The following is a 19,662-nucleotide window of genomic DNA, read 5'->3' as shown; positions in this document are numbered from 1 at the left end:
CGCTGGATATCGGCCAAAGGTCGTAGTCGGGAAAGAAATCAGGCCCCGAGCAGGTCCTTGACGAAATCGTCCAGGTCGCCGCCCTCGAAGCGGAAGCCGGGCACGCCGGCGCGGCGGGCCGCCTCCATGTCCGAGGGCTGGTCGCCGATCATGAAGCTCTTGGCCATGTCGATGTGATGCTCGGCGGCGGCGCGCATCAGCATTCCGGGATTGGGCTTCCGGTCCGGATGGTCTGGATGGATGTAGGCCTCGACACTGCCCTCGGCGTGGAACGGACAGGCGTAGACCGCGCCGATGCGCCCGCCGGCGGCCGCCAGCTTGCGCACGATCAGGTCGTTGAAGGCGTGCATCTGGGCTTCGGTGAACAGGCCGCGCGCCACGCCCGACTGGTTGGTGACGATGACGCACAGATAGCCGAGCCGGTTCAGGCGTCGCACCGCTTCCGCCGCCCCCGGCGTCATGCGCAGGTGCGATTCCAGGTGGGGATATCCCGTGTCCTCGATAAGCACGCCATCGCGGTCGAGGAACACGGCGGGAACGCCGGTCGACATGCCTGCGGATTAGGAGTCATCACGCTTCGTTGCAATCCCTCACCCGATGTGACCCGCGCGGATTTGGCGCTGACGACGTCGATTTGGTAGGGAGCGCCCACCCTGACCGGCGCGTTTGACCTGCGCCGCCCCGCCCGCGCGTCCGCGACCGGAGACCTCCGACATGACCATCCCCTTCATCGACCTTCAGGCCCAACGCCTGCGCCTCGCCGGCAAGATCGAGGCCGCCGTGCAGGAAGCCGTCGTCGGCGGCGCCTGGGTGATGGGTCCGCAGGTGCGCCAGTTCGAGGCCGACCTGGCCGCCTTTGGCAAGGCGAAGCACGCCCTGGGCTGCGCCAACGGCACCGACGCCCTCGCCCTGCCGCTGATGGCCTGGGGCGTCGGCCGCGGCGACGCAGTCTTCGTGCCCAGCTTCACCTTCGCCGCCACCGCCGAGATCGTGCCGTGGTTCGACGCTGAGCCGGTGTTCATCGACGTCGACGCGAAGACCTACAACATGGACCCCGGCCACCTCGAGGCGGCCATCGAGGCGACGATCAAGGAAGGCCGGCTGAAGCCGCGCGTGGTCATCGCCGTCGACCTGTTCGGCCAGCCCGCCGACTATCCGGCCATCAAGGCCATCTGCGACAAGCACGGCCTCAAGCTGATCTGCGACTCCGCCCAGGGCTTCGGCTGCACCATCGACGGCGACCACCCGCTGAAGTGGGCCGACATCACCACCACCAGCTTCTTCCCGGCCAAGCCGCTGGGTTGCTACGGCGACGGCGGGGCGGTGCTGACCAATGACGACGAGCTGGCCCAGCTGATCGACTCGATCCGCGTGCACGGCAAGGCGGTGGCCATCGACCTGAAGGACCGCACCTTCGACCACGACCCGAAATACCTGAACATGCGCATCGGCCTGAACAGCCGGCTGGACACCATCCAGGCCGCCGTCCTGATCGAGAAGCTGAAGGTGTTCGGCGAGGAGATCGAATGGCGCAACCGCATCGCCGCCCGCTACAACGAAGGCCTGCGCCCCCACGTCGCCGCCGTTCCGGACGTGCCGAAGGGCAACGTCTCCAACTGGGCCCAGTACACCATCGAGCATCACGACCGCGACGGCCTGGCCGCTCACCTGAAGGAACAGGGCGTGCCCACTGCGGTCTACTATCCGATCCCGCTGCACCTGCAGCCGGCCTATGACATGTACCCGCGCGGACCCCAGGGCCTGCCGGTCACCGAGCGCCTGAAGGATCGCGTCATCAGCCTGCCGATGCACGCCGACCTCGATGAGGCTACACAGGACCGCATCATCGCCGCCGTCGCGTCGTTCAAGGGCTGATTCCCATGACCACCCACCAGTCCGTTCTGAAGTTCGGCGTCGCCGGCGCCGGCGTCATGGGCCGCAACCACGCCCGCGTGCTGGCCGACATCCGCGACGTCGAGCTGACCCACGTCTTCGACCCTGACGCCGTGACCGCCGAGGGCGTCGCCGCCGCCTATGGCGCAGCCGCGGTGACCGACGCCCAGGCCTTCGTCGACGCCGGACTGGACGCCGCTGTCGTCGCCACCCCGAACCGGACCCACGCCGATCTGACCGTCGCCCTGCTCGAAAAGGGCGTTCACGTCCTGGTCGAGAAGCCGATCGCCGCCACCGTCGCCGACGCCCGCCGCATGATCGACGCCGCGAAGGCGAACAAGCGCACCCTGATGGTCGGCCAGGTCGAGCGCTTCAATCCCGCCGTCGACGCGGTCAAGCGCGCCATCGCCGACGAGGACGTCATCTCCATCCAGATCACCCGCGTCGGTCCCTTCCCGCCGCGCATGGGCGAGGTGGGCGTGGTTATCGATCTGGCGGTGCACGACATCGACATCATCCGCCACCTGACGGATTCCGAGGTCACCGAGGTCCAGCCCCAGGTCGTCCGCACCCGCGCCGAGCGCGAGGACACGGCCCTGCTGCAGTTCCGCCTCGAGAACGGGGCCATCGCCCACATCACCACCAACTGGGTCACCCCCTACAAGGTCCGCACCCTGCAGGTGGCGACGAAGAACAAGTTCGTGGTCGCCGACCTGATCACCCGCCAGGTCACCGAATATTTCGGCCAGCAGCCGGACGGCAGCTACCAGACCCGCGCGGTCAACAGCTGGCCCGCCGAGCCGCTCAAGAAGGAACTGGAAGCCTTCGCCCACGCCATCCGCACCGGCGAACCGCCCGCGGTCACCGGCGAGGACGGCCTGCGGAATCTGGAAGTCGCCCTGCGGTGCCTGGGCGAGTGAAGCCCTCACTTCGGCAGGCGATGGGTATGGCGGCGGTCTTCTCCTTAATCGGGGTTCTGCCGCTGCTTGTCTCAATAGTTGTACTCAGTCTCGCGCTGAATCGGCCGGAAACGCTGATGGTCGCGGGTGCGGGCGTTTTGTTATTCGAGTTTATTCCCTTGTCGGTCACCGGTGTGATCGTCGCCTTCACCTCGATGCGGACGACCTCTCAGCGCCGATGGACGCTCCAAAGCGGCCTCGTCGGGGGTGCAACGTCTATGGGTTTCGCCATTATCTCCGGCGCCTTGGCTGCTTTTTTCGGGAGCGATTTTCTGTCGTTGCTGCTCATTGGCGTTCTGTCTGGAGCCGGCGCGGTATGTTCTGCCGTGGTTGTCGGTCCGCGACGCCCGCAACCGGCGCCGGATATCAACGCCGTATTCTAGCCCCCTCCCGTTCACCAGTTGCGTCAGGGGTCGCCAGCTTCACGTCAAAGCAATGGCGTCAGCCCCCCACCACCTGCATCCCCAGCCACTCCGCGATCAGGGCCGGCTTTTCGGCGCCCTCGATCTCGACCGTGACCTCGTGCTTCAGCAGCCAGCGGCCGCCGCCCTTGTCCTCGGCGGACAGCAGTTTGAAGCGGCCGCGGACGTTCGAGCCTGACGGCACCGGGGCGAGGAAGCGCAGTTTGTCGAAGCCGTAGTTCACCCCCATCACCACGCCCTCCAGCGGCGGCACGGCGTCGTAGGTCATGGCCGAAAGCAGGCTCAGCGTCAGGAAGCCGTGCGCGATGGTGCCGCCGAACGGCGTGGCCTTCGCCGCCTCCGGATCGATGTGGATGAACTGGCGGTCCTCGGTGATCTCGGCGAAGGCGTCGATGCGCGCCTGGTCGACATGGATCCAGCGGCTGACGCCGATCTCCTGGCCGATCAGGCCGGCGAGGTCGGCGGTCGGGGTCGGGACGCCCTTGCGTTCGGTGCGGCTCATGCGGTCAGACGTCCTCTCGGGATTGCGGCGTGAAGCGGTCTTCGATGATGGAGGCGAACAGCACGGGATCGACGTTGCCGCCCGACAGCACGACCACCGAGGTCATGTCCTTCGACTCGACCGCGCCCGACAGCAGGGCCGCCAGCGACACCGCGCCGCCCGGCTCGACCACCAGCTTCAGATGGCGGAAGGCGAAGCGCACGGCCTCGGCGACCTCCTCGTCGGTCACCGTCTCGACCCCGGCCAGACGGCGGTTGATCGGGAAGGTCAGCTCGCCCGGCCGGTCGGTCATCAGGGCGTCGCAGATGGTGCCGTGCGCCGCCGGATGGGTGCGGCGCTCGCCCGCCGCCAGCGAGATCTGGGTGTCGTTGTAGTCGGCCGGCTCGATGCCGATCACCGGCGTGTCCGGCGACAGGGCGTCCATCGACAGGTTGATGCCGGCGATCAGTCCGCCGCCCGAGGCGCCGCACAGCAGCTGGTCGATACGTCCGCCGCGATCCTCGACCTGTTCGACGATCTCCAGGCCGACCGTGCCCTGCCCCTCGATCACGAACGGATCGTCGAACGGACGCACCAGCACGCTGCCGCGCGTCGAGGCGATCTCCTCGCCGATGTCCTCGCGGCTCTCGGTGTAGCGGTCGTACAGCCGCACCTCGCCGCCGAAGCCGATGACGCCCTCGACCTTCACCTTCGGGCTGTCGGCGGGCATGACGATGATCGCCGACGTGCCCATCATCTTCGCCGCGCAGGCCACGGCCTGGGCGTGATTGCCGGACGAATAGGCCACCACCCCGCGCTTCAGCTCGTCGTCGGTCAGACGGCTGATGCGATTGTAGGCCCCGCGGAATTTGAAGGCCCCGGCGCGCTGCAGGTTCTCGGCCTTCAGCAGGACGCGGCCGCCCAGGCGCTCATTCAGCGCGGGGCTTTCGATCAGGGGAGTCCGGACGGCGTAACCGGACAGCTGGCGGGCGGCGTCCTTGACGCCTGCGAACGAAGCGGTGTGCATGGCCCGTACATAACCGCATCGCTTGCGATTACGCACTACCCCCCGCTCATCCCCGCGAAGGCGGGGACCCAGTGTTTTGGGTGATCGGTATCGCCCAGGTGCGGCTCAAGCCGTCGTCCAGAAACACCGGCGCTTCTCCAACAGGACTGGGTCCCCGCTTTCGCGGGGATGAGCGGGTTTTGATGGGCGGCCCTGCGCGCTAACGTCACCGCATGACCCAGCTGATCCTCGCCATCGACCAGGGCACCACGTCCACCCGCGCCATCGCCTTTGAAAAAGCGCTCGAGGGCGGCCTGCGGCCCGTGGCGGTCAGCCAGATCGAGCTGGAGCAGCATTTCCCCCGTCCCGGCTGGGTCGAGCACGACGCGGCCGAGATCTGGACCGCGACCCTGCAGACCTGCCGCGAGGTGGTGCGCAAGGCCGGCGGCGTCGGCCGCTTCGCCGCCATCGGCATCACCAACCAGCGCGAAACCTCGGTGATGTGGGACGCGACGACCGGCGAGCCCCTGCACCACGCCATCGTCTGGCAGGACCGCCGCACGGCCCCGATCACCGCCGCCATGTCCGCCGCCGGCGAGGAAGAGATGGTCCAGCGTACCACCGGCCTGATCCTCGACCCCTATTTCTCCGCCTCGAAATTCGCCTGGCTGCTGGACGCCGTCCCCGGCGCCCGCGCGCGGGCCGAGGCCGGCGAGGTGAAGCTGGGCACGATCGAGAGCTGGCTGATCTGGAAGCTCACCGGCGGCGCCAGCCATGTCACCGACGCCACCAACGCCAGCCGCACCTCGCTGATGGACCTGCGCATGCGCGAATGGCGGCCGGTGCTGGCCGAGCTGTTCGGCGTGCCGCTGAACGCCCTGCCGCAGATCCGCGGCTGCGCCGACCACCTCGGCGACTGCGAGCCCTCGCTGCTCGGCGCGCCCTTGCCGATCCACGGCGCGGCGGGCGATCAGCAGGCGGCCCTGGTCGGCCATGGCGCGCTCAAGCCCGGCGACGCCAAGATCACCTACGGCACCGGCGCCTTCCTGGTCGCCAACGTCGGCGCCGAACCCGTGACCTCGACCAGCCGCCTGCTCGGCACGCTCGGCTACGACGTGGGCGGCGAGGCGGCCTTTGCGCTGGAAGGCTCCATCTTCTCCGCCGGCTCGGCCATCCAGTGGCTGCGCGACGGGCTGAAGGTGATCAGCGAGTCCCGGCATTCCGAAGCCATGGCCCAGGAGCTGAAGGACAATGGCGGCGTCTACATGGTCCCCGGCTTCACCGGCCTCGGCGCCCCGTGGTGGGAGCCCGACGCACGCGGAACCATCGTCGGCCTGACCCGCGATTCCGGCCCGGCGCACATGGTCCGCGCGGCGCTGGAGAGCCTCGCCTATCAGACCCGCGATCTGCTCGACGCGCTCGCCAAGGACGGGGCCCCGCGCCTGTCGGTGCTCAAGGTCGACGGCGGCGTCACCGCCAACGCCTTCGCCATGCAGTTCGTCGCCGACATCTGCGAGGTGACGGTCGAGCGCCCCGCCTTCCAGGAGATGACAGCGCTCGGCGCAGCCAAGCTGGCGGCGCTGGGCGTCGGCCTGATCGACGACCTCGAGGACCATCCGGTGGAGGCTCCGGCGCGCTGGGAGCCTCGCATGTCCGGCGAGGAGCGTGAACGCCTGCTCAAGGGCTGGCGCGGCGCGGTGAAGGCCGCCATCATCGCCGCCCAATGACGACCTCTCCCGCTTCCGACGACGCTCAATCGACCTTCTCGGGCACGCGAGAGGTCGATCCCCGCTACGCTCTCGATGAAGCCGCGCTCGGCGCCTGGCTGGCCGCCCATGTTGAGGGCTACACAGGCCCTCTGACGGTGCGCCAGTTCAAGGGCGGCCAGTCCAATCCGACCTATGAGCTGTCGACGCCCGGCCGCACCTACGTCCTGCGCCGCAAGCCGCCGGGGACGCTGCTGCCCTCGGCCCACGCCGTCGACCGCGAGTTCACCGTCATTTCGGCCCTGCACGCCCAGGGCTATCCGGTCGCCCGGCCGTGGGCGCTGTGCACCGACGACGCCGTCATCGGCTCGATGTTCTACGTCATGGACAAGGTCGAGGGCCGGGTTCTGTGGGACCTCAAACTGCCGGGCATGGAGCCGGCCGAGCGCCGCGCCATCTACGCGGCCCAGGTCGACACGCTGGCGGACCTGCATCGGTTCGATCCGGCGCAGATCGGCCTCGCCGACTACGGCCGTCCGGGCAACTATTTCGAGCGTCAGGTCGGCCGCTGGACCAAACAGTACCGCGCCTCCGAGATCGATCCGATCCCGGCCATGGACCAACTGATCGACTTCCTGCCCGCGACCCTGCCGGCCGAGGCGCCCGCCCGGATCGTCCATGGCGACTTCCGCCTCGACAACCTGATCCTTGCGCCCGACGCGCCGCAGGTCCGCGCTGTGCTGGACTGGGAGCTGTCGACCCTCGGCGATCCGATGGCCGACTTCTCCTATCTGCTGATCGCCTGGGCCATTCCGCAGAGCGCCCGCAACGGCCTCGCCGGCGCCGACCTGGAAGCCCTCGGCATTCCGTCGATCGAGGAGATGGTCGACCGCTACGCCGAGCGGACCGGCGCCCGGCCGCAGAACCTTGACTGGCTGTTCGCCTACAATCTGTTCCGGCTGGCGGCCATCTGCCAGGGCATCGCCGGCCGCGTCCGCGACGGCACCGCCGCCTCGCCCCAGGCCCGCACCATGGCCGCCCAGGTCCCCTTCCTGGCGGAAGGGGCGTGGAGCTTCGCGAAGAAGGCCGGGGCCTGATCCCACCATCCGCTCATCCCCGCGAAGGCGGGGACCCAGGTTTTTGGGCGATCGGAGCGTCCTGTAGAGAGCCGCCGCCAATCCCATGTCCTTCGCGCGAAAGCACTGGGTCCCCGCCTTCGCGGGGATGAGCGGAAACCGAACGAGGTCTCAGCCCGGCTCTCCAACGAGCGTGAAGGCGGCCCAATAGGCCGGGTGCGCCCAGCGCCGCTCGGCGCGCACCGCCCGCATACCGGCCTGCAGCGCTCGCGCCCGCACGCCGGGATCGGTGGCTGCATGGTCGTCCAGATCGGCGAAGGTGGCGGTGATCAAGGCTGTGGTCGCGGCGTCCGACACCTCCCAGTGCGACACCATCACCGACCGCGCCCCGGCATAGAAGAAGGCCCGCGCCAGCCCCGACAGCCCCTCGCCGCCCGGGCGTCCGTCTGAGGCGGCGGTGTTGCAGGCCGACAGCACCACGAACTCGGCGTCCAGCTTCAGCTGCGCCGCCTCCGACGCGCTCAGATAGCCGTCGTCGTCCTCGGTGGCGGCGTCCGGCGGGGTCATCACCAGGCCCGGCTCGGCGGCGGTCGAGCCCGCCGTCAGGCCATGGGTCGAGAACACCACGAACCGCGCCCGCGACAGGGCCTCGGCGTCCAGCGACCGCACCGCATGCTCGGTCGCCTCGGCGCCGATGCGGACCACGGAGTCGGGATAGCGCGCCTTCAGCGTCTCCAGCTCGACCCGCGACCCGCGCAGGTACGGCAGCGCCTTCAGCTTCCCGACATCCGCCAGCTGACCGTCGCCCATGACGTCGTCGGCCCGGGGCGCGCCGCGCACCTCCTCGACCGGCGCCCCGGTCAGCAGCGGCGCCCCGAAGGCCGCCAGCCGCAGGGACGGTCCCGCCGGGGCCTGGCGCGCATGGGTCCCGGGCATGTCAGGACAGCCGGCGCTGCGCTGGGCCGGATCGGCCACCAGATAGCAGCGCAGCGAGCGCAGGCTGGACACCGACGGCAGGCTGGCCAGGGCGTAGCGGTCGACCAGCCAGGACGTCGACGTCAGGGCGTCCGGGCCGGCGTCCGGGCCGGTCGGCGCCTCCGTCGACAACACCGCCATCGGCAGCGACGTCAGGGCCCCCGTGACCACGGTGATCAGAGTGGTCTTGCCCTCGAACACGCCTTCCACCGGCCGCACCAGTTCGGCGTAGAGGCGATACGATTGAGAGCGCTCGAACACGGGCGTCGGACGACCCGCGAACAGCGTCGGATCGACCTCCGGCCCCCGCGCGGCCGTCGTGGTCAGCGAGGCCCGCAGGCGGGCGACCGCTTCCGCAACCGCCGCCTCGTCCAGGCTCTCCGACCGGGCCCAGGCCACGCGGTCGCGCGACACGCCCCAGACATAGGTCGCCTCGGGATTGACCAGCACCAGCAACAGTCCCTCGTCGGGCCGCAGCAGCGCCTGGGTCTCGGCGATCGTCAGCGCCCGCGGGCTGGTCAGTTCGGAATAGGCGGGAAAGCGCGCCTCGATCTCCGCATCCACCGCCTGCAGACGCGCGGTCGCGGCCTCCCAGTCTGTGCGGGCGAGGGTGCGGGCCTCGAACCCGGCGGGGTCGTCGGCGGCGTAGAACCGCTCCAGCACGCGCTCCAGCCGGTCACGGCGGACGATCAGCGCCTCGCGTTCCTCCGCCAGCCGGCCCAGCGCGTCGTCGCCCTGGGCGAAACGGGCCGAGACCCGCGCCAGGGCGTCGGCGGCGTCCGACGCGATGGCCCACTGGGCCGCCTCGAACGCTTCCGCACGGAGCTTTTCGGGCGTGTCCGGCCCGGCCGGGGCGGCGCCCGCCAGGGCCAGCAGGCCGATCGCCGCCAGCGCTCCGAACAGCCGCCGCATCAGTTGCTCAGCACCTGGATGCTGGTCCAGACGTCGCCGCGATTGACGATGTTGACCCGCATCTTGCCGCCGGCGCCCGACGATACGGTGCAGACCGGATAGTGATCGCCATAGCCGTCGCGACACAGGATGGACCCGCGCGAGTCGCGGATGATCAGGTCGATGTCGGTGTCCCCGTCGCCGATCGCCGCCACCCGCAGAATCTCGCCCCGCCGCGCATCCAGCTCGAACGCCCAGGCCTCACGGGCGCGCAGCTGTTTGACCGTGAACACCGGCCCCGCGCCGAACGGCGACGACTGGACCCCCCGGGTCAGCGGCTCGCGCAACCGGTCGATGGCGTCCATCAGCGGCTGGTTTCCGGCGGACAGGGCCGCGGCCTCGTCCAGCAACCGTCCCGGCGTCAGGATGGGCTCCCCGCCCTCGCCCTCGCCTGGCCGCACCGGCACCTCGGCCAGCAGACGGGCGGCCATGATCAGGGCGCCGGCGTCGCCGTGCGTCCGCCCCCAGGACGCCAGCTCGGCGGCCGTCACGGACTGGGCCACCGCGCGCGCCTCGGGCGTCTCGATCGCATCGACATCGTCAAAGGCGGCGAGAGCCAGCCCGCAGGCGACCGCCGCGACGAGGGTCACCCCCCGCAATCTCCCCCTGATGCCGGCCATGCGCATCCCCCGTTCGCCGCCGCCCCCGAAGCCACGGAGGCGATCATGCACTGTCTTCGCAAGCGAGAGAACAGGGATACTGTTTGAAGATGACGGCCGTTCAGTGCTGCGCCAGCACCGCGCCGTTCAGGATGCGCCGGTCGGCCCGCGACTGGACGAGGACCGCCACCGCCTCATCGGCGTCGACCCCCGCCGGCAGCGGGTACAGCACCGGCCGGCCGGTCCACGGGCCCAGCACGCGCACGGACTTCACCACATTGACGTGGCGCACGGTGCGGCCGCGGTTGTCGCCGCGGGCGATCTCCACCGTTTGCGGACCCGGCTTGTAGATGACGGCCACGACTTCGGCGCCGCCGGTAGGCGCCTGACCCGAACCGACGCCGACGCGGTCGCCGGTCTCGCGGAACTCGATCTCGGGCGGGAAGACGCGGCGCGCCGCCTCCTCGTCGATGGCGCTCTGCAGCGCCCCCTCGCTGCCGCCCACGATCTGGCGGCGGCCGTCGATCACGACCTGCGGCGTCGAGACGTCGCGCAGGCGCAAGGGGCGGCGATAGGCGCGCTGACGCTGGGCGAACTCGGGGCGGGCGAAGGTGTCGGCCCAGCCGAGATAGTCCCAGTAGTCGACGGCGTAGGTCAGGGCGATCACGCCGGGCTCGTCCGCCACCGCCTCGACGCGGGCGTTGGCTTCCGGACATCCGGCGCAGCCCTGGGCGGTGAACAGCTCGACCACCACCGGCTCGGCCGGCGCGGCGTCGGAGCGCACGGCGCGCGTCGTCGCCGGCTGGGCCGAAGAGCCCGCGGCGATCAGGACGGCCAGTCCGGCCGCGACAGGAAGAAGCCCCCAGGTACGCATGGCGCGCACCTTAATCACGGCGCCCGCACACGCGCGTCTCATTTTCGCGTGAGGCCGTCAGACCCGGATGTCGACGAGGCTGCCCGGCCGGATGGCGCGTTCGCCCGAGGCCTCGAAAGCCGGTGCGGCGACCGAAGCGACCGGCCGTTCGGCCGCGGCCGGAGCCGCCGCGACGGGGCTCTTCACGCCGTCGAGGGCTTGCTGGAAAAAGGTCGACCGCGAAGACCGCGCAGGCGACAGGGGCGTCTGCGTCGGGAACAGGGGCGACGGCGTCGGGGTGCGAATCGCGCTCATGCCGACAGGGTTAATGAAACCCGTCGGAAATGGGTTAACCGGTTGTTACGAACGCGGCGTCGCGGTCGGCAGCGGGCGCGGCGGGGCCTGGATGGCCGCCACCAGACGGGCGATCTCGGCGTCGTCGACCAGCGGCCCGGACGACTTGGCCACCACCCGCCCCATGGCGTCGACGGCGAAGGTCTCGGGCGCGCCGGTCACGCCCAGGTCCAGGCCCGCCCGGCCCTCCCGATCGACCAGCACCATCGCATAGGGGTCGCCCAGCTCGTCGAGGAAGGCGCGGGTCTGGATCGGATCGTCCTTCCACGCCACGCCGACGACGGCGACGCCCTGTTCCTTCAGCGCCATCAGCTTCGGATGCTCGATCCGGCACGGGGCGCACCAGCTGGCGAAGACGTTGATCAGCATCGGCTTGCCGACACCGGCGGTCTTCAGGTCGACGTGGCCCGGCCCGGCCTCGCTGCCCGTCAGCATCGGCAGCACCGTCTCGGGCACCTGCTGGCCGACCAGGGCGTCCGGCTTCACCGCCGGATCGCGCTTCAGCGACCAGCCGACGAACAGGGCGGCCAGGGCGACCAGCACCACCAGCGGAACGACGGCGAACCAGCGGCTCATTTTGTTTGCGCTACCGCGCTTCGCGCTGCTTGAGCGCGATCGGGTCCGTTGGCTTCCAGCCGCTTCAGCTCGGCGTTCCAGCGACGCGAGGCGGCCAGGGCGCGGGCGGCCAACGCCGCCAGAACCACGGCGCTGATCGTCCAGGCCGGCCACACGAAGGCGGCGTATTTGCCCATGTCGAGATCGAACATCGTCAGGCCTCCAGCGCCTTGCGGGCGCGCAGGGTCAGCACGCGGCGGCGCACGATCTCGGTGCGGATGGAGGTCAGCCAGACCGCCAGGAACAGCGCCGCATAGGCCGCCATCATGGTCAGCAGCGGGGCCAGGAAGACCTCGCTCATCGACGGTCCGCCCATGCGCAGCAGCGAGGCCGGCTGGTGCAGGGTGTTCCACCAGTCGACCGAGAATTTGACGATCGGCAGATTGATCAGACCGACCAGGCCCAGCACGGCGGCGGCGCGGGCGGCCTTGGTCTCGTCGTCGATCGAGGCGCGCAGCGCCATGTAGCCGATGTAGAACAGGAACAGGATCAGCACCGACATCAGCCGCGCGTCGCCCCACGCCCACCAGGCGCCCCACATCGGCTTGCCCCACAGGCTGCCGGTGATCAGGGCCAGCGCCGTGAAGGCGGCGCCAGGCAGGGCCGCGGCGCGGGCGGCGGCGTCGGCCAGCGGATGGCGGAACACCAGGGCGAAGAAGCTCGACACGCCCAGCGCGCCATAGGCCATCAGCCCCAGCGAGGCGGCCGGCACATGCACGAACATGATCCGCACCGTGTCGCCCTGCTGGTAGTCCTCGGGCGCGGTGAACGACAGCCAGACTCCAATGGCCAGCAACACGACGGCCACGCCCCACGCCACGGGCGTGAGCGGTCGGGTGAAGCGCAGGAAGCGGTCGGGATTGGCGAGGCCGAACATGATCGACGGTCTCTTAGAGACCTATCGCGCTTCGCGCTACTTGAGGCCGTGATCGTCCCATGTGCTAGAGGGTCGCGCCTGATCAGGAGGCTCCCATGAGCGACGACATCGTCCGCGACTCGAACGGCAACATCCTCGCCGACGGCGACAGCGTCACCCTGATCAAGGACTTGAAGGTCAAGGGTTCGGGCGGCGTCACCCTGAAGCGCGGCACGATGGTGAAGAACATCCGCCTGACCGGCGACGCCGAGGAGATCGAGGCCAACGTCGAAAAGGTCCGCGGCCTCGTACTGCGCACCGAGTTCGTCAAGAAGGCCTGAGGCCTTCCCGGCGCAGCCGGGCTCAATCCAGAGGCCTGCTGGTTCGGCACGAAGGCCACGAAGGATTCACAAAGGGCACGAAGGGATCGGGCCAAACGCCGCGTCCTTCGTGTTCTTCGTGCCGCCTTGGTGTCCTTCGTGCCGAACCAACCGACCTGGAATGCCGGCTACGCCGGCGAAGACATCACCCCTGCGCGTTGCGGATCGCCGCCGCGCCGGCGAACGGCGTCACCACGCCCGCGAACAGCACGTATGCCGCCAGGAAGGCCAGGGCCGGCAACGGCGACAGGCCGTTGGCGGCGCGCTCCAGCACGCCCGCGCCGAACACCACCGGCGGAATGAACAGCGGCAGCACCACCACCGCGATCAGCAGGCCGCCGCGCTTCGAGCCCAGCGCCAGGGCCGCGCCCAGGGCCCCGGTCAGGGCGAAACCCAGTCCGCCGATCAGGGCCGCCAGTCCGGCCAGCGGCGCCAGCGCCGGCGGCAGGCCGAGGGTGATGGCGGCGACCGGCGCGGTCAGGGCCAGTGGCCAGCCGACGGCCATCCACTGCGCCTTGGCCTTGGCGATGACGACCAGCTCCAGCGGCACGGGCCCGAGCGCGATCAGGTCCAGCGCCCCGTCCTCGAAATCGCGCTCGAACAGCCTCTCCAGCGACAGGATCGAGGCCACCGCCAGGGCCACCCAGGCGATCCCGCCCGCCACCGGCCTCAGCCCCGCCGGATCGCCCCCGGCCGCCAGCGGCACCATCGCCGTCAGGCACAGGAAGAAACCGCAGGCCAGCAGCGGCCCACCGCCGCCCGCCCAGGCCAGCGCCAGCTCGCGCCGCCACAAGATCATCAGCGCCCTCACCGGCCGCCTCCGATATCCAGCGCCCGCGCCGCCACCGGCAGCGGATCGTGCACCGCCGCCAGGATGGCTCCGCCGCGATCCAGATGCGCCTGCATCAGCACGCCCAGCGCCTCGCGCCAGCGCGCGTCCAGCGGGCTGAGCGGTTCGTCCAGCAGCCAGATCGGCCGCTGCACCGCGATCAGCCGCGCGAACGCCAGCCGCCGCCGCTGCCCCGCCGACAGCTTGCGCACCTCCAGGTCCAGCAGAGGCTCCAGCGCCAGCACGTCGATCGCCGCCGCGATCCCGTCATGGCCCGCGCCCAGCCACTCGGCCTGGAAGGCCAGTTCATCCCGCGCCGGCCGCGCGCCCTTCAGCCCGTCCAGATGGCCCAGCCAGTGAATGTGTTTCGCCCGCGCCTCGTCCGCCTCGACATCGGCGAAGGAGATGTTGCCGGCATCCGGGCGGATGAAGCCGGCGACCGCGCGGAGCAGCGAGGTCTTGCCCGCGCCGTTGGCTCCGGTCAGCGCCACGGCCTCGCCGGACGCCAGCGTCAGCGACAGGTCGCGGAACAGCACGCGCTCCCCGCGGGACAGGCTCAGGCCCGAAATCGAGATCATCCGCGGACGGTCCAGTTGCGAACCCCTCTCAATACCCATGACAGCGTCGTGGATACATGGACGGGAACTGCAACCATCGCTATATCCGCTGCCGCCGCAGCAGGCGTTCGCCGCGCGCGTCGGGGACCTGTGAGCCCCTTCGTCAGTCGCGTGAACGTGCAACCGGATTGTCGGGCGGCGTTGACCAGAGGAAGCCTCTCCATGCCGTCGAACGACAGCCTCAAGACCCGTCAGGACCTTTCCGTCGGGCGCAAGAAATACGCCTATTACAGCCTTCCGGCCGCCGAGGAAGCGGGCCTGACCGGCATTTCGCGCCTGCCGCGCTCGATGAAGGTCCTGCTGGAGAACCTTCTCCGCAACGAGGACGGCGTCTCGGTCACCGAGGCCGACCTGCGCGCCGTCGCCGCATGGATCGAGAACAAGGGCTCGGTCGAGCACGAGATCGCCTTCCGCCCGGCCCGCGTGCTGATGCAGGACTTCACCGGCGTTCCGGCCGTCGTCGACCTGGCCGCCATGCGCGACGCCATGTCGGCCCTCGGCGCCGACGCGACCAAGATCAACCCGCTGAACCCCGTCGACCTGGTCATCGACCACTCGGTCATGGTCGACCACTTCGGCACCGCCGGCTCGTTCAACCAGAACGTCGAGCGCGAGTACGAGCGCAACATCGAGCGCTACAACTTCCTCCGCTGGGGTTCGTCGGCCTTCAACAATTTCCGCGTCGTGCCCCCGGGCACCGGCATCTGCCACCAGGTCAACCTGGAGAACCTGGCCCAGACCGTCTGGACGCTGGAAGAAGGCAAGAAGACCGTCGCCTATCCCGACACCGTCGTCGGCACCGACAGCCACACCACCATGATCAACGGCCTGGCCGTTCTGGGCTGGGGCGTGGGCGGCATCGAGGCTGAGGCCGCCATGCTGGGCCAGCCGATCCCGATGCTGATCCCGGAAGTCATCGGCTTCAAACTGACTGGCGCCCTGCCGGAAGGCGCGACCGCCACCGACCTGGTGCTGACCGTCACCCAGATGCTCCGCAAGAAGGGCGTGGTCGGCAAGTTCGTCGAGTTCTTCGGCGACGCCCTGACCGGCATGACCATCGAGGATCAGGCCACCATCGCCAACATGGCTCCGGAATACGGCGCCACCTGCGGCTTCTTCCCGGTGTCGCGCGCGACCATCGACTATCTGACCGCCACGGGCCGCGACAAGGCGCGCGTCGCCCTGGTCGAGGCCTATGCGAAGGCTCAAGGGCTCTGGATCGACGAGACCTCGGAAGACCCGGTCTTCACCGACGTTCTGGAACTCGACATCTCGACCGTCGTGCCGTCGCTGGCCGGTCCGAAGCGTCCGCAGGACCGCGTCGAACTGACCGTCGCCGCTCCGTCGTTCGAAACCGCGCTGGGCGAAGTCTTCAACCGTCCGACCGACGCCCCGCGCGCCGCCGTCGAGGGTGAGAAGTTCACGGTCGGCGACGGCGACGTCGTCATCGCCGCCATCACCAGCTGCACCAATACCTCCAACCCGTCGGTCCTGATCGCCGCCGGCCTGGTGGCCCGCAAGGCCAACGCCCTGGGCATGAAGGTCAAGCCGTGGGTCAAGACCTCGCTGGCTCCCGGTTCGCAGGTCGTCACCGACTACCTGACCGACGCCGGCCTGCAGAAGGACCTCGACGCGCTGGGCTTCAACCTGGTCGGCTACGGCTGCACCACCTGCATCGGCAACTCGGGCCCGCTGGATCCGGCGATCTCGAAGACGATCAACGACAACGCCCTGGTCGCCACCTCGGTGCTCTCGGGCAACCGCAATTTCGAAGGCCGCGTGAACCCGGACGTCCAGGCCAACTACCTGGCCTCGCCGCCGCTGGTCGTCGCCTATGCGCTCGCGGGCTCGATGCGCATCGACATCACCAAGGACCCGATCGGTCAGGACAAGAAGGGCAAGGACGTCTTCCTGAAGGACGTGTGGCCGACCTCCAAGGAGATCGCCGACATCCAGAAGAAGTCGGTCACCCCGGCCATGTTCGCCAAGCGCTACAAGGACGTCTTCAAGGGCGACAAGCACTGGCAGGCCATCAAGGTCGCCGGCGGCCAGACCTACAGCTGGGATGATAGTTCGACCTACGTCGCCAACCCGCCGTACTTCGAAGGCCTGTCGATGGAGCCGACCCCGGTCAGCGACATCGTCGAAGCCCGCGTGCTGGCGATCTTCGGCGACTCGATCACCACCGACCACATCAGCCCGGCCGGTTCGATCAAGAAGACCTCGCCCGCCGGCGTCTATCTGACCAACCGCGGCGTCGACGCCCTGGACTTCAACAGCTACGGCGCCCGCCGCGGCCACCACGAAGTCATGATGCGCGGCACCTTCGCCAACATCCGCATCCGCAACAAGATCACGCCCGACATCGAAGGCGGCGTGACCAAACACTTCCCGTCGAACGACACCATGTCGATCTACGACGCGGCCATGCGCTACCAGTCGGAAGGCCGACCGCTGGTCGTCTTCGCCGGCAAGGAATACGGCACCGGCTCGTCGCGTGACTGGGCCGCCAAGGGCACCCGCCTGCTGGGCGTCCGCGCCGTCATCGCCGAAAGCTACGAGCGCATCCACCGCTCGAACCTGGTCGGCATGGGCGTCGTGCCGCTGCAGTTCAAACAGGAAGGCTGGCAGAAGCTGAACCTGACGGGCGAGGAGATCGTCACCATCCGCGGCCTGTCGGACGTCAACATCGGCAAGCTGCGTCCGCGTCAGGACCTGTGGGTCGAGCTGTTCCGTCCGTCGGACGGCAAGATGGCCCGCTTCCCGGTCCGCTGCCGCATCGATAACCAGACCGAGCTGGACTACTTCAAGGCCGGCGGCGTCATGCCCTACGTCCTGCGCAACCTGGCCCGCGGCCCGGAAGCCGTCGCCGCCGAATAGGGTCGCGACAGCACGAATGAACGAGGGCCCGCGGAGCGATCCGCGGGCCCTTTTCATTGCCGCAAAGGCCGTGGAAGGTGGCGCCGGTTCGGGAGGAACGGGCGGTGGATGAATTTGCGCTTTCGCGGCGAGCCTTCGCCGCCCAGGCCGCGGCTCTCGGCGCCGCGCTGGCGTTCGGACCGGCCTCCGCCCATGCGATGACAGGCGCCCGCAGCGAACGCCGCGACCTCTTCCCGCAGGGCGTCGCCTCGGGCGATCCCCGTGCGGACAGCGTGATCCTGTGGACCCGGCGGGCGCCGGACGGCGATGCCGCCTCGCACCGGCTGACGGTCGAGGTTGCGAGCGATCCGGGGTTCCGGAACATCGACGCGCGCGGCGACGTCGCGATCACCGCCGCGACGGACTGGACCTGTCGCTTCCTGGCGGCCGGGCTGAAGCCGGCGCGGGAGTACTGGTACCGCTTCATCGACGAGGCGGGGAACACCAGCCGGGTCGGTCGCACCCTGACCGCGCCGGCCGACGACGACGATCGACCGGTGAAATTCGCCTTCGTCAGCTGTCAGGACGTCACCCAGGGCGCGCTCAACGCCTACCGGCGCATGCTCTTCGAGGACGCCCGCCGGTCGCGCGACGAACAGCTGGGCTTCGTCCTGCACCTCGGCGACTTCCTCTACGAACTGGTGTGGTACGCCGAAGAGCGGCCGGGCGGCATGGAGCGGGGCCGGCGTCTGCGCGACATCGTCCGCTATCCGACCGGCGAGAAGGTCAGCACCTTCCACATCCCGGCGGACCTGGACGACTATCGCACAGCCTATCGCGGCTACCTGCTCGATCCCGATCTGCAGGAGGCCCGCGCGCAGTGGCCATTCGTTCCCGTCTGGGACAATCACGAGTTCAACTGGCGCTCCTACCAGAGCCAGCAGATCATTAACGGCGAGATCCGCCCCGCCCAGACGCTCAAGGTCGCGGCCAGCCAGGCTTGGTACGAGTATCAGCCCGCGCGGGTCCGCAAGCCGGGAAGCGGAGACCCCTTCGAGGCGCCGGCCGTGGAGAACAGGCCTCTCGCCGAACTCGACGCGCGGGGCGTCGGCCTGGAGCCCAACAATCTGGCCGCCATCACCGCCCTCCAGATTCAGCGCGCGTTCCGGTACGGCAAGAACGTCGACATGATCCTGACCGACAACCGGTCCTTCGGATCACCGGGCGGCAACTACGAGGGTCTGCCGGAGATCAGGTTCGCGGCGATGCCCGAACAGATGCTCGAGATTCTGGATCAGGCCCGGGAATACGCGGGCGGCTCTCCGCCCGCCGTCATTCGCGTCGGCGACGATATCGAGTTTCCCAATCCGCACGTGGACGCGCCGCCCGAGGCGTATCTCGGCCTCGACCAGATGGCCTGGTTCAAGGACCGTCTGCGCGCCGCCCGGGCGCCGTGGAAGATCTGGGGCCATTCGTTCGGCACCCTCACCGGCCGCACCGATCCGCAGAACCTGCCCGCTGAGTTCGCGGACCAGTGGCCGGCGGGCGCGGGCTACGGCGTGACCACCGGCGCCTACGGCCTGGAGCACGGCGAAGTCTTCGACATGGTCCGCGACGAAGGCATCACCGGCTTCACCATCGTCGCCGGCGACCGGCACGCCTTCTGGGCCGGCTACCCCTCGAAAACCCTGCCGCCCCGCGCATTCGATCCGGTCGGCGTCGAGTTCGTCACCGGCTCCATCTCCGCCCAGACCCTGGGCGAGGTGCAGCAGCTGACCATGCCGAAGGACCGGCCCCTCCGGGCCCTCAACATTCACGACAAGCCCGACGGCTCGATGGCGTGCAGCTGGAACATGACCCTCATGCACGGGGTGCAGTCGTCGCTAGTCCTGAGGGAAACCGGAGATCCCGCCCAGGCCCGCGCGGCGCGGAACCCTGAGCTGGCGCCGCATCTGAAGTTCCTCGACTACGCTGGTCACGGCTACACGACGGTGCGGGCGAGCAAGGACGAGCTCGAGACCGAATTCGTCTGCATCCCCATTCCGCTGGAGCGCAGCGAAACCGACGACGGCGGACCGCTGGTCTATCGCGTGGCGCATCGCGTCTCGCTCTGGCGGCCGGGCGAGCGTCCCGTGCTCCGGCAGGAAATCCTCGAAGGCGACCCCGGCCTCGCGATCTGAAACCGGTCACCGGCCCCTGACGATTGACAGGACCGGTTATTACAACATATT

20 protein-coding genes are annotated in these 19,662 nt (G+C 69.5%); 8 read left to right on the top strand and 12 right to left on the bottom strand.

Annotation, left to right across the window (positions count from 1 at the left end; genetic code table 11):
• Window positions 1-38 precede the first annotated feature (38 nt).
• The gene (locus tag GGR12_RS02085) at window positions 39-551 is read right to left on the bottom strand and encodes a D-glycero-alpha-D-manno-heptose-1,7-bisphosphate 7-phosphatase (RefSeq protein WP_183202376.1); all 513 of its coding nucleotides are present in this window, start codon (window positions 549-551) and stop codon (window positions 39-41) included.
• A 163-nt stretch (window positions 552-714) separates the two neighbouring features.
• On the opposite strand from GGR12_RS02085, the gene GGR12_RS02080 reads away from it, so the two are divergent.
• From GGR12_RS02080 to GGR12_RS02070, 3 genes are read left to right on the top strand one after another with little or no spacing between them, the layout of a single operon-like run.
• A complete protein-coding gene (locus GGR12_RS02080) occupies window positions 715-1,875 on the top strand; it encodes a DegT/DnrJ/EryC1/StrS family aminotransferase (RefSeq protein ID WP_183202374.1) in 1,161 nt (386 codons plus the stop codon).
• A 5-nt stretch (window positions 1,876-1,880) separates the two neighbouring features.
• Window positions 1,881-2,813: a Gfo/Idh/MocA family protein gene (locus tag GGR12_RS02075; protein WP_183202371.1), complete on the top strand. Its 933-nt coding sequence runs from the start codon at window positions 1,881-1,883 to the stop codon at window positions 2,811-2,813.
• 26 nt (window positions 2,814-2,839) lie between these two features.
• Window positions 2,840-3,235: a hypothetical protein gene (locus GGR12_RS02070; RefSeq protein ID WP_183202369.1), complete on the top strand. Its 396-nt coding sequence runs from the start codon at window positions 2,840-2,842 to the stop codon at window positions 3,233-3,235.
• Window positions 3,236-3,293: 58 nt separating this feature from the next.
• Here GGR12_RS02070 and GGR12_RS02065 read toward each other — a convergent pair whose 3' ends face one another.
• Together GGR12_RS02065 and GGR12_RS02060 are read right to left on the bottom strand one after the other, a co-directional pair.
• Complete coding sequence (locus tag GGR12_RS02065) at window positions 3,294-3,776, bottom strand: MaoC family dehydratase (RefSeq protein WP_183202367.1); 483 nt, start codon at window positions 3,774-3,776, stop codon at window positions 3,294-3,296.
• 4 nt (window positions 3,777-3,780) lie between these two features.
• Window positions 3,781-4,782, bottom strand: a complete 1,002-nt coding sequence (locus GGR12_RS02060; RefSeq protein WP_183202365.1) for a threonine ammonia-lyase — start codon at window positions 4,780-4,782, stop codon at window positions 3,781-3,783.
• A gap of 212 nt (window positions 4,783-4,994) precedes the next feature.
• Between GGR12_RS02060 and glpK the strand changes: the two genes are divergently transcribed.
• Window positions 4,995-6,488, top strand: coding sequence for a glycerol kinase GlpK (gene glpK, locus GGR12_RS02055; RefSeq protein ID WP_183202363.1), 1,494 nt, complete (start codon window positions 4,995-4,997; stop codon window positions 6,486-6,488).
• Window positions 6,485-7,564 (top strand): phosphotransferase family protein, encoded by a 1,080-nt coding sequence (locus GGR12_RS02050; protein WP_183202361.1) that lies wholly within the window; start codon window positions 6,485-6,487, stop codon window positions 7,562-7,564. Before glpK ends, GGR12_RS02050 begins: the two co-directional genes overlap by 4 nt.
• Window positions 7,565-7,714: 150 nt before the next feature.
• Here GGR12_RS02050 and GGR12_RS02045 read toward each other — a convergent pair whose 3' ends face one another.
• The 7 genes from GGR12_RS02045 to ccmC form a co-directional block, all read right to left on the bottom strand.
• On the bottom strand, window positions 7,715-9,430 hold the full coding sequence (locus GGR12_RS02045) for a CHAT domain-containing protein (protein WP_183202359.1): 1,716 nt from the start codon (window positions 9,428-9,430) through the stop codon (window positions 7,715-7,717).
• The gene (locus GGR12_RS02040) at window positions 9,430-10,059 is read right to left on the bottom strand and encodes a hypothetical protein (RefSeq protein ID WP_183202356.1); all 630 of its coding nucleotides are present in this window, start codon (window positions 10,057-10,059) and stop codon (window positions 9,430-9,432) included. The genes GGR12_RS02045 and GGR12_RS02040 overlap by 1 nt, the downstream gene beginning before the upstream one ends.
• A 130-nt stretch (window positions 10,060-10,189) precedes the next feature.
• Window positions 10,190-10,942 carry a DUF1223 domain-containing protein gene (locus GGR12_RS02035; RefSeq protein ID WP_183202354.1) on the bottom strand — a complete coding sequence of 251 codons (753 nt, stop codon included), beginning with the start codon at window positions 10,940-10,942 and terminating at the stop codon, window positions 10,190-10,192.
• Between the two features lie 57 nt (window positions 10,943-10,999).
• Window positions 11,000-11,236, bottom strand: a complete 237-nt coding sequence (locus GGR12_RS02030) for a hypothetical protein (protein WP_183202352.1) — start codon at window positions 11,234-11,236, stop codon at window positions 11,000-11,002.
• 45 nt (window positions 11,237-11,281) lie between these two features.
• Window positions 11,282-11,851, bottom strand: coding sequence for a DsbE family thiol:disulfide interchange protein (locus GGR12_RS02025; RefSeq protein WP_183202350.1), 570 nt, complete (start codon window positions 11,849-11,851; stop codon window positions 11,282-11,284).
• Window positions 11,848-12,042, bottom strand: coding sequence for a heme exporter protein CcmD (gene ccmD / locus GGR12_RS02020; protein ID WP_183202348.1), 195 nt, complete (start codon window positions 12,040-12,042; stop codon window positions 11,848-11,850). The genes GGR12_RS02025 and ccmD overlap by 4 nt, the downstream gene beginning before the upstream one ends.
• A 2-nt stretch (window positions 12,043-12,044) precedes the next feature.
• Window positions 12,045-12,767, bottom strand: coding sequence for a heme ABC transporter permease CcmC (gene ccmC, locus GGR12_RS02015; protein WP_183202346.1), 723 nt, complete (start codon window positions 12,765-12,767; stop codon window positions 12,045-12,047).
• A 95-nt stretch (window positions 12,768-12,862) separates the two neighbouring features.
• Here ccmC and GGR12_RS02010 point away from each other — a divergent pair, with 95 nt between their 5' ends.
• Window positions 12,863-13,087 carry an alkylphosphonate utilization protein gene (locus GGR12_RS02010; protein ID WP_183202336.1) on the top strand — a complete coding sequence of 75 codons (225 nt, stop codon included), beginning with the start codon at window positions 12,863-12,865 and terminating at the stop codon, window positions 13,085-13,087.
• A 184-nt stretch (window positions 13,088-13,271) separates the two neighbouring features.
• Here GGR12_RS02010 and ccmB read toward each other — a convergent pair whose 3' ends face one another.
• Window positions 13,272-13,925 carry a heme exporter protein CcmB gene (ccmB, locus tag GGR12_RS02005; RefSeq protein WP_221212182.1) on the bottom strand — a complete coding sequence of 218 codons (654 nt, stop codon included), beginning with the start codon at window positions 13,923-13,925 and terminating at the stop codon, window positions 13,272-13,274.
• 8 nt (window positions 13,926-13,933) lie between these two features.
• On the bottom strand, window positions 13,934-14,572 hold the full coding sequence (ccmA, locus tag GGR12_RS02000; protein WP_425486201.1) for a heme ABC exporter ATP-binding protein CcmA: 639 nt from the start codon (window positions 14,570-14,572) through the stop codon (window positions 13,934-13,936).
• 162 nt (window positions 14,573-14,734) lie between these two features.
• On the opposite strand from ccmA, the gene acnA reads away from it, so the two are divergent.
• Both acnA and GGR12_RS01990 read left to right on the top strand, forming a co-directional pair.
• Complete coding sequence (gene acnA, locus GGR12_RS01995; protein ID WP_183202332.1) at window positions 14,735-17,452, top strand: aconitate hydratase AcnA; 2,718 nt, start codon at window positions 14,735-14,737, stop codon at window positions 17,450-17,452.
• A gap of 104 nt (window positions 17,453-17,556) precedes the next feature.
• Window positions 17,557-19,611 carry an alkaline phosphatase D family protein gene (locus GGR12_RS01990; protein WP_221212181.1) on the top strand — a complete coding sequence of 685 codons (2,055 nt, stop codon included), beginning with the start codon at window positions 17,557-17,559 and terminating at the stop codon, window positions 19,609-19,611.
• The last annotated feature ends 51 nt before the right edge of the window (window positions 19,612-19,662 follow it).

The organism is Brevundimonas lenta, assembly GCF_014196335.1.
GTDB lineage: Bacteria > Pseudomonadota > Alphaproteobacteria > Caulobacterales > Caulobacteraceae > Brevundimonas > Brevundimonas lenta.
The sequence above is the reverse complement of the archived record's forward strand: the minus strand, read 5'-3'. Positions and strand labels throughout refer to the sequence as shown.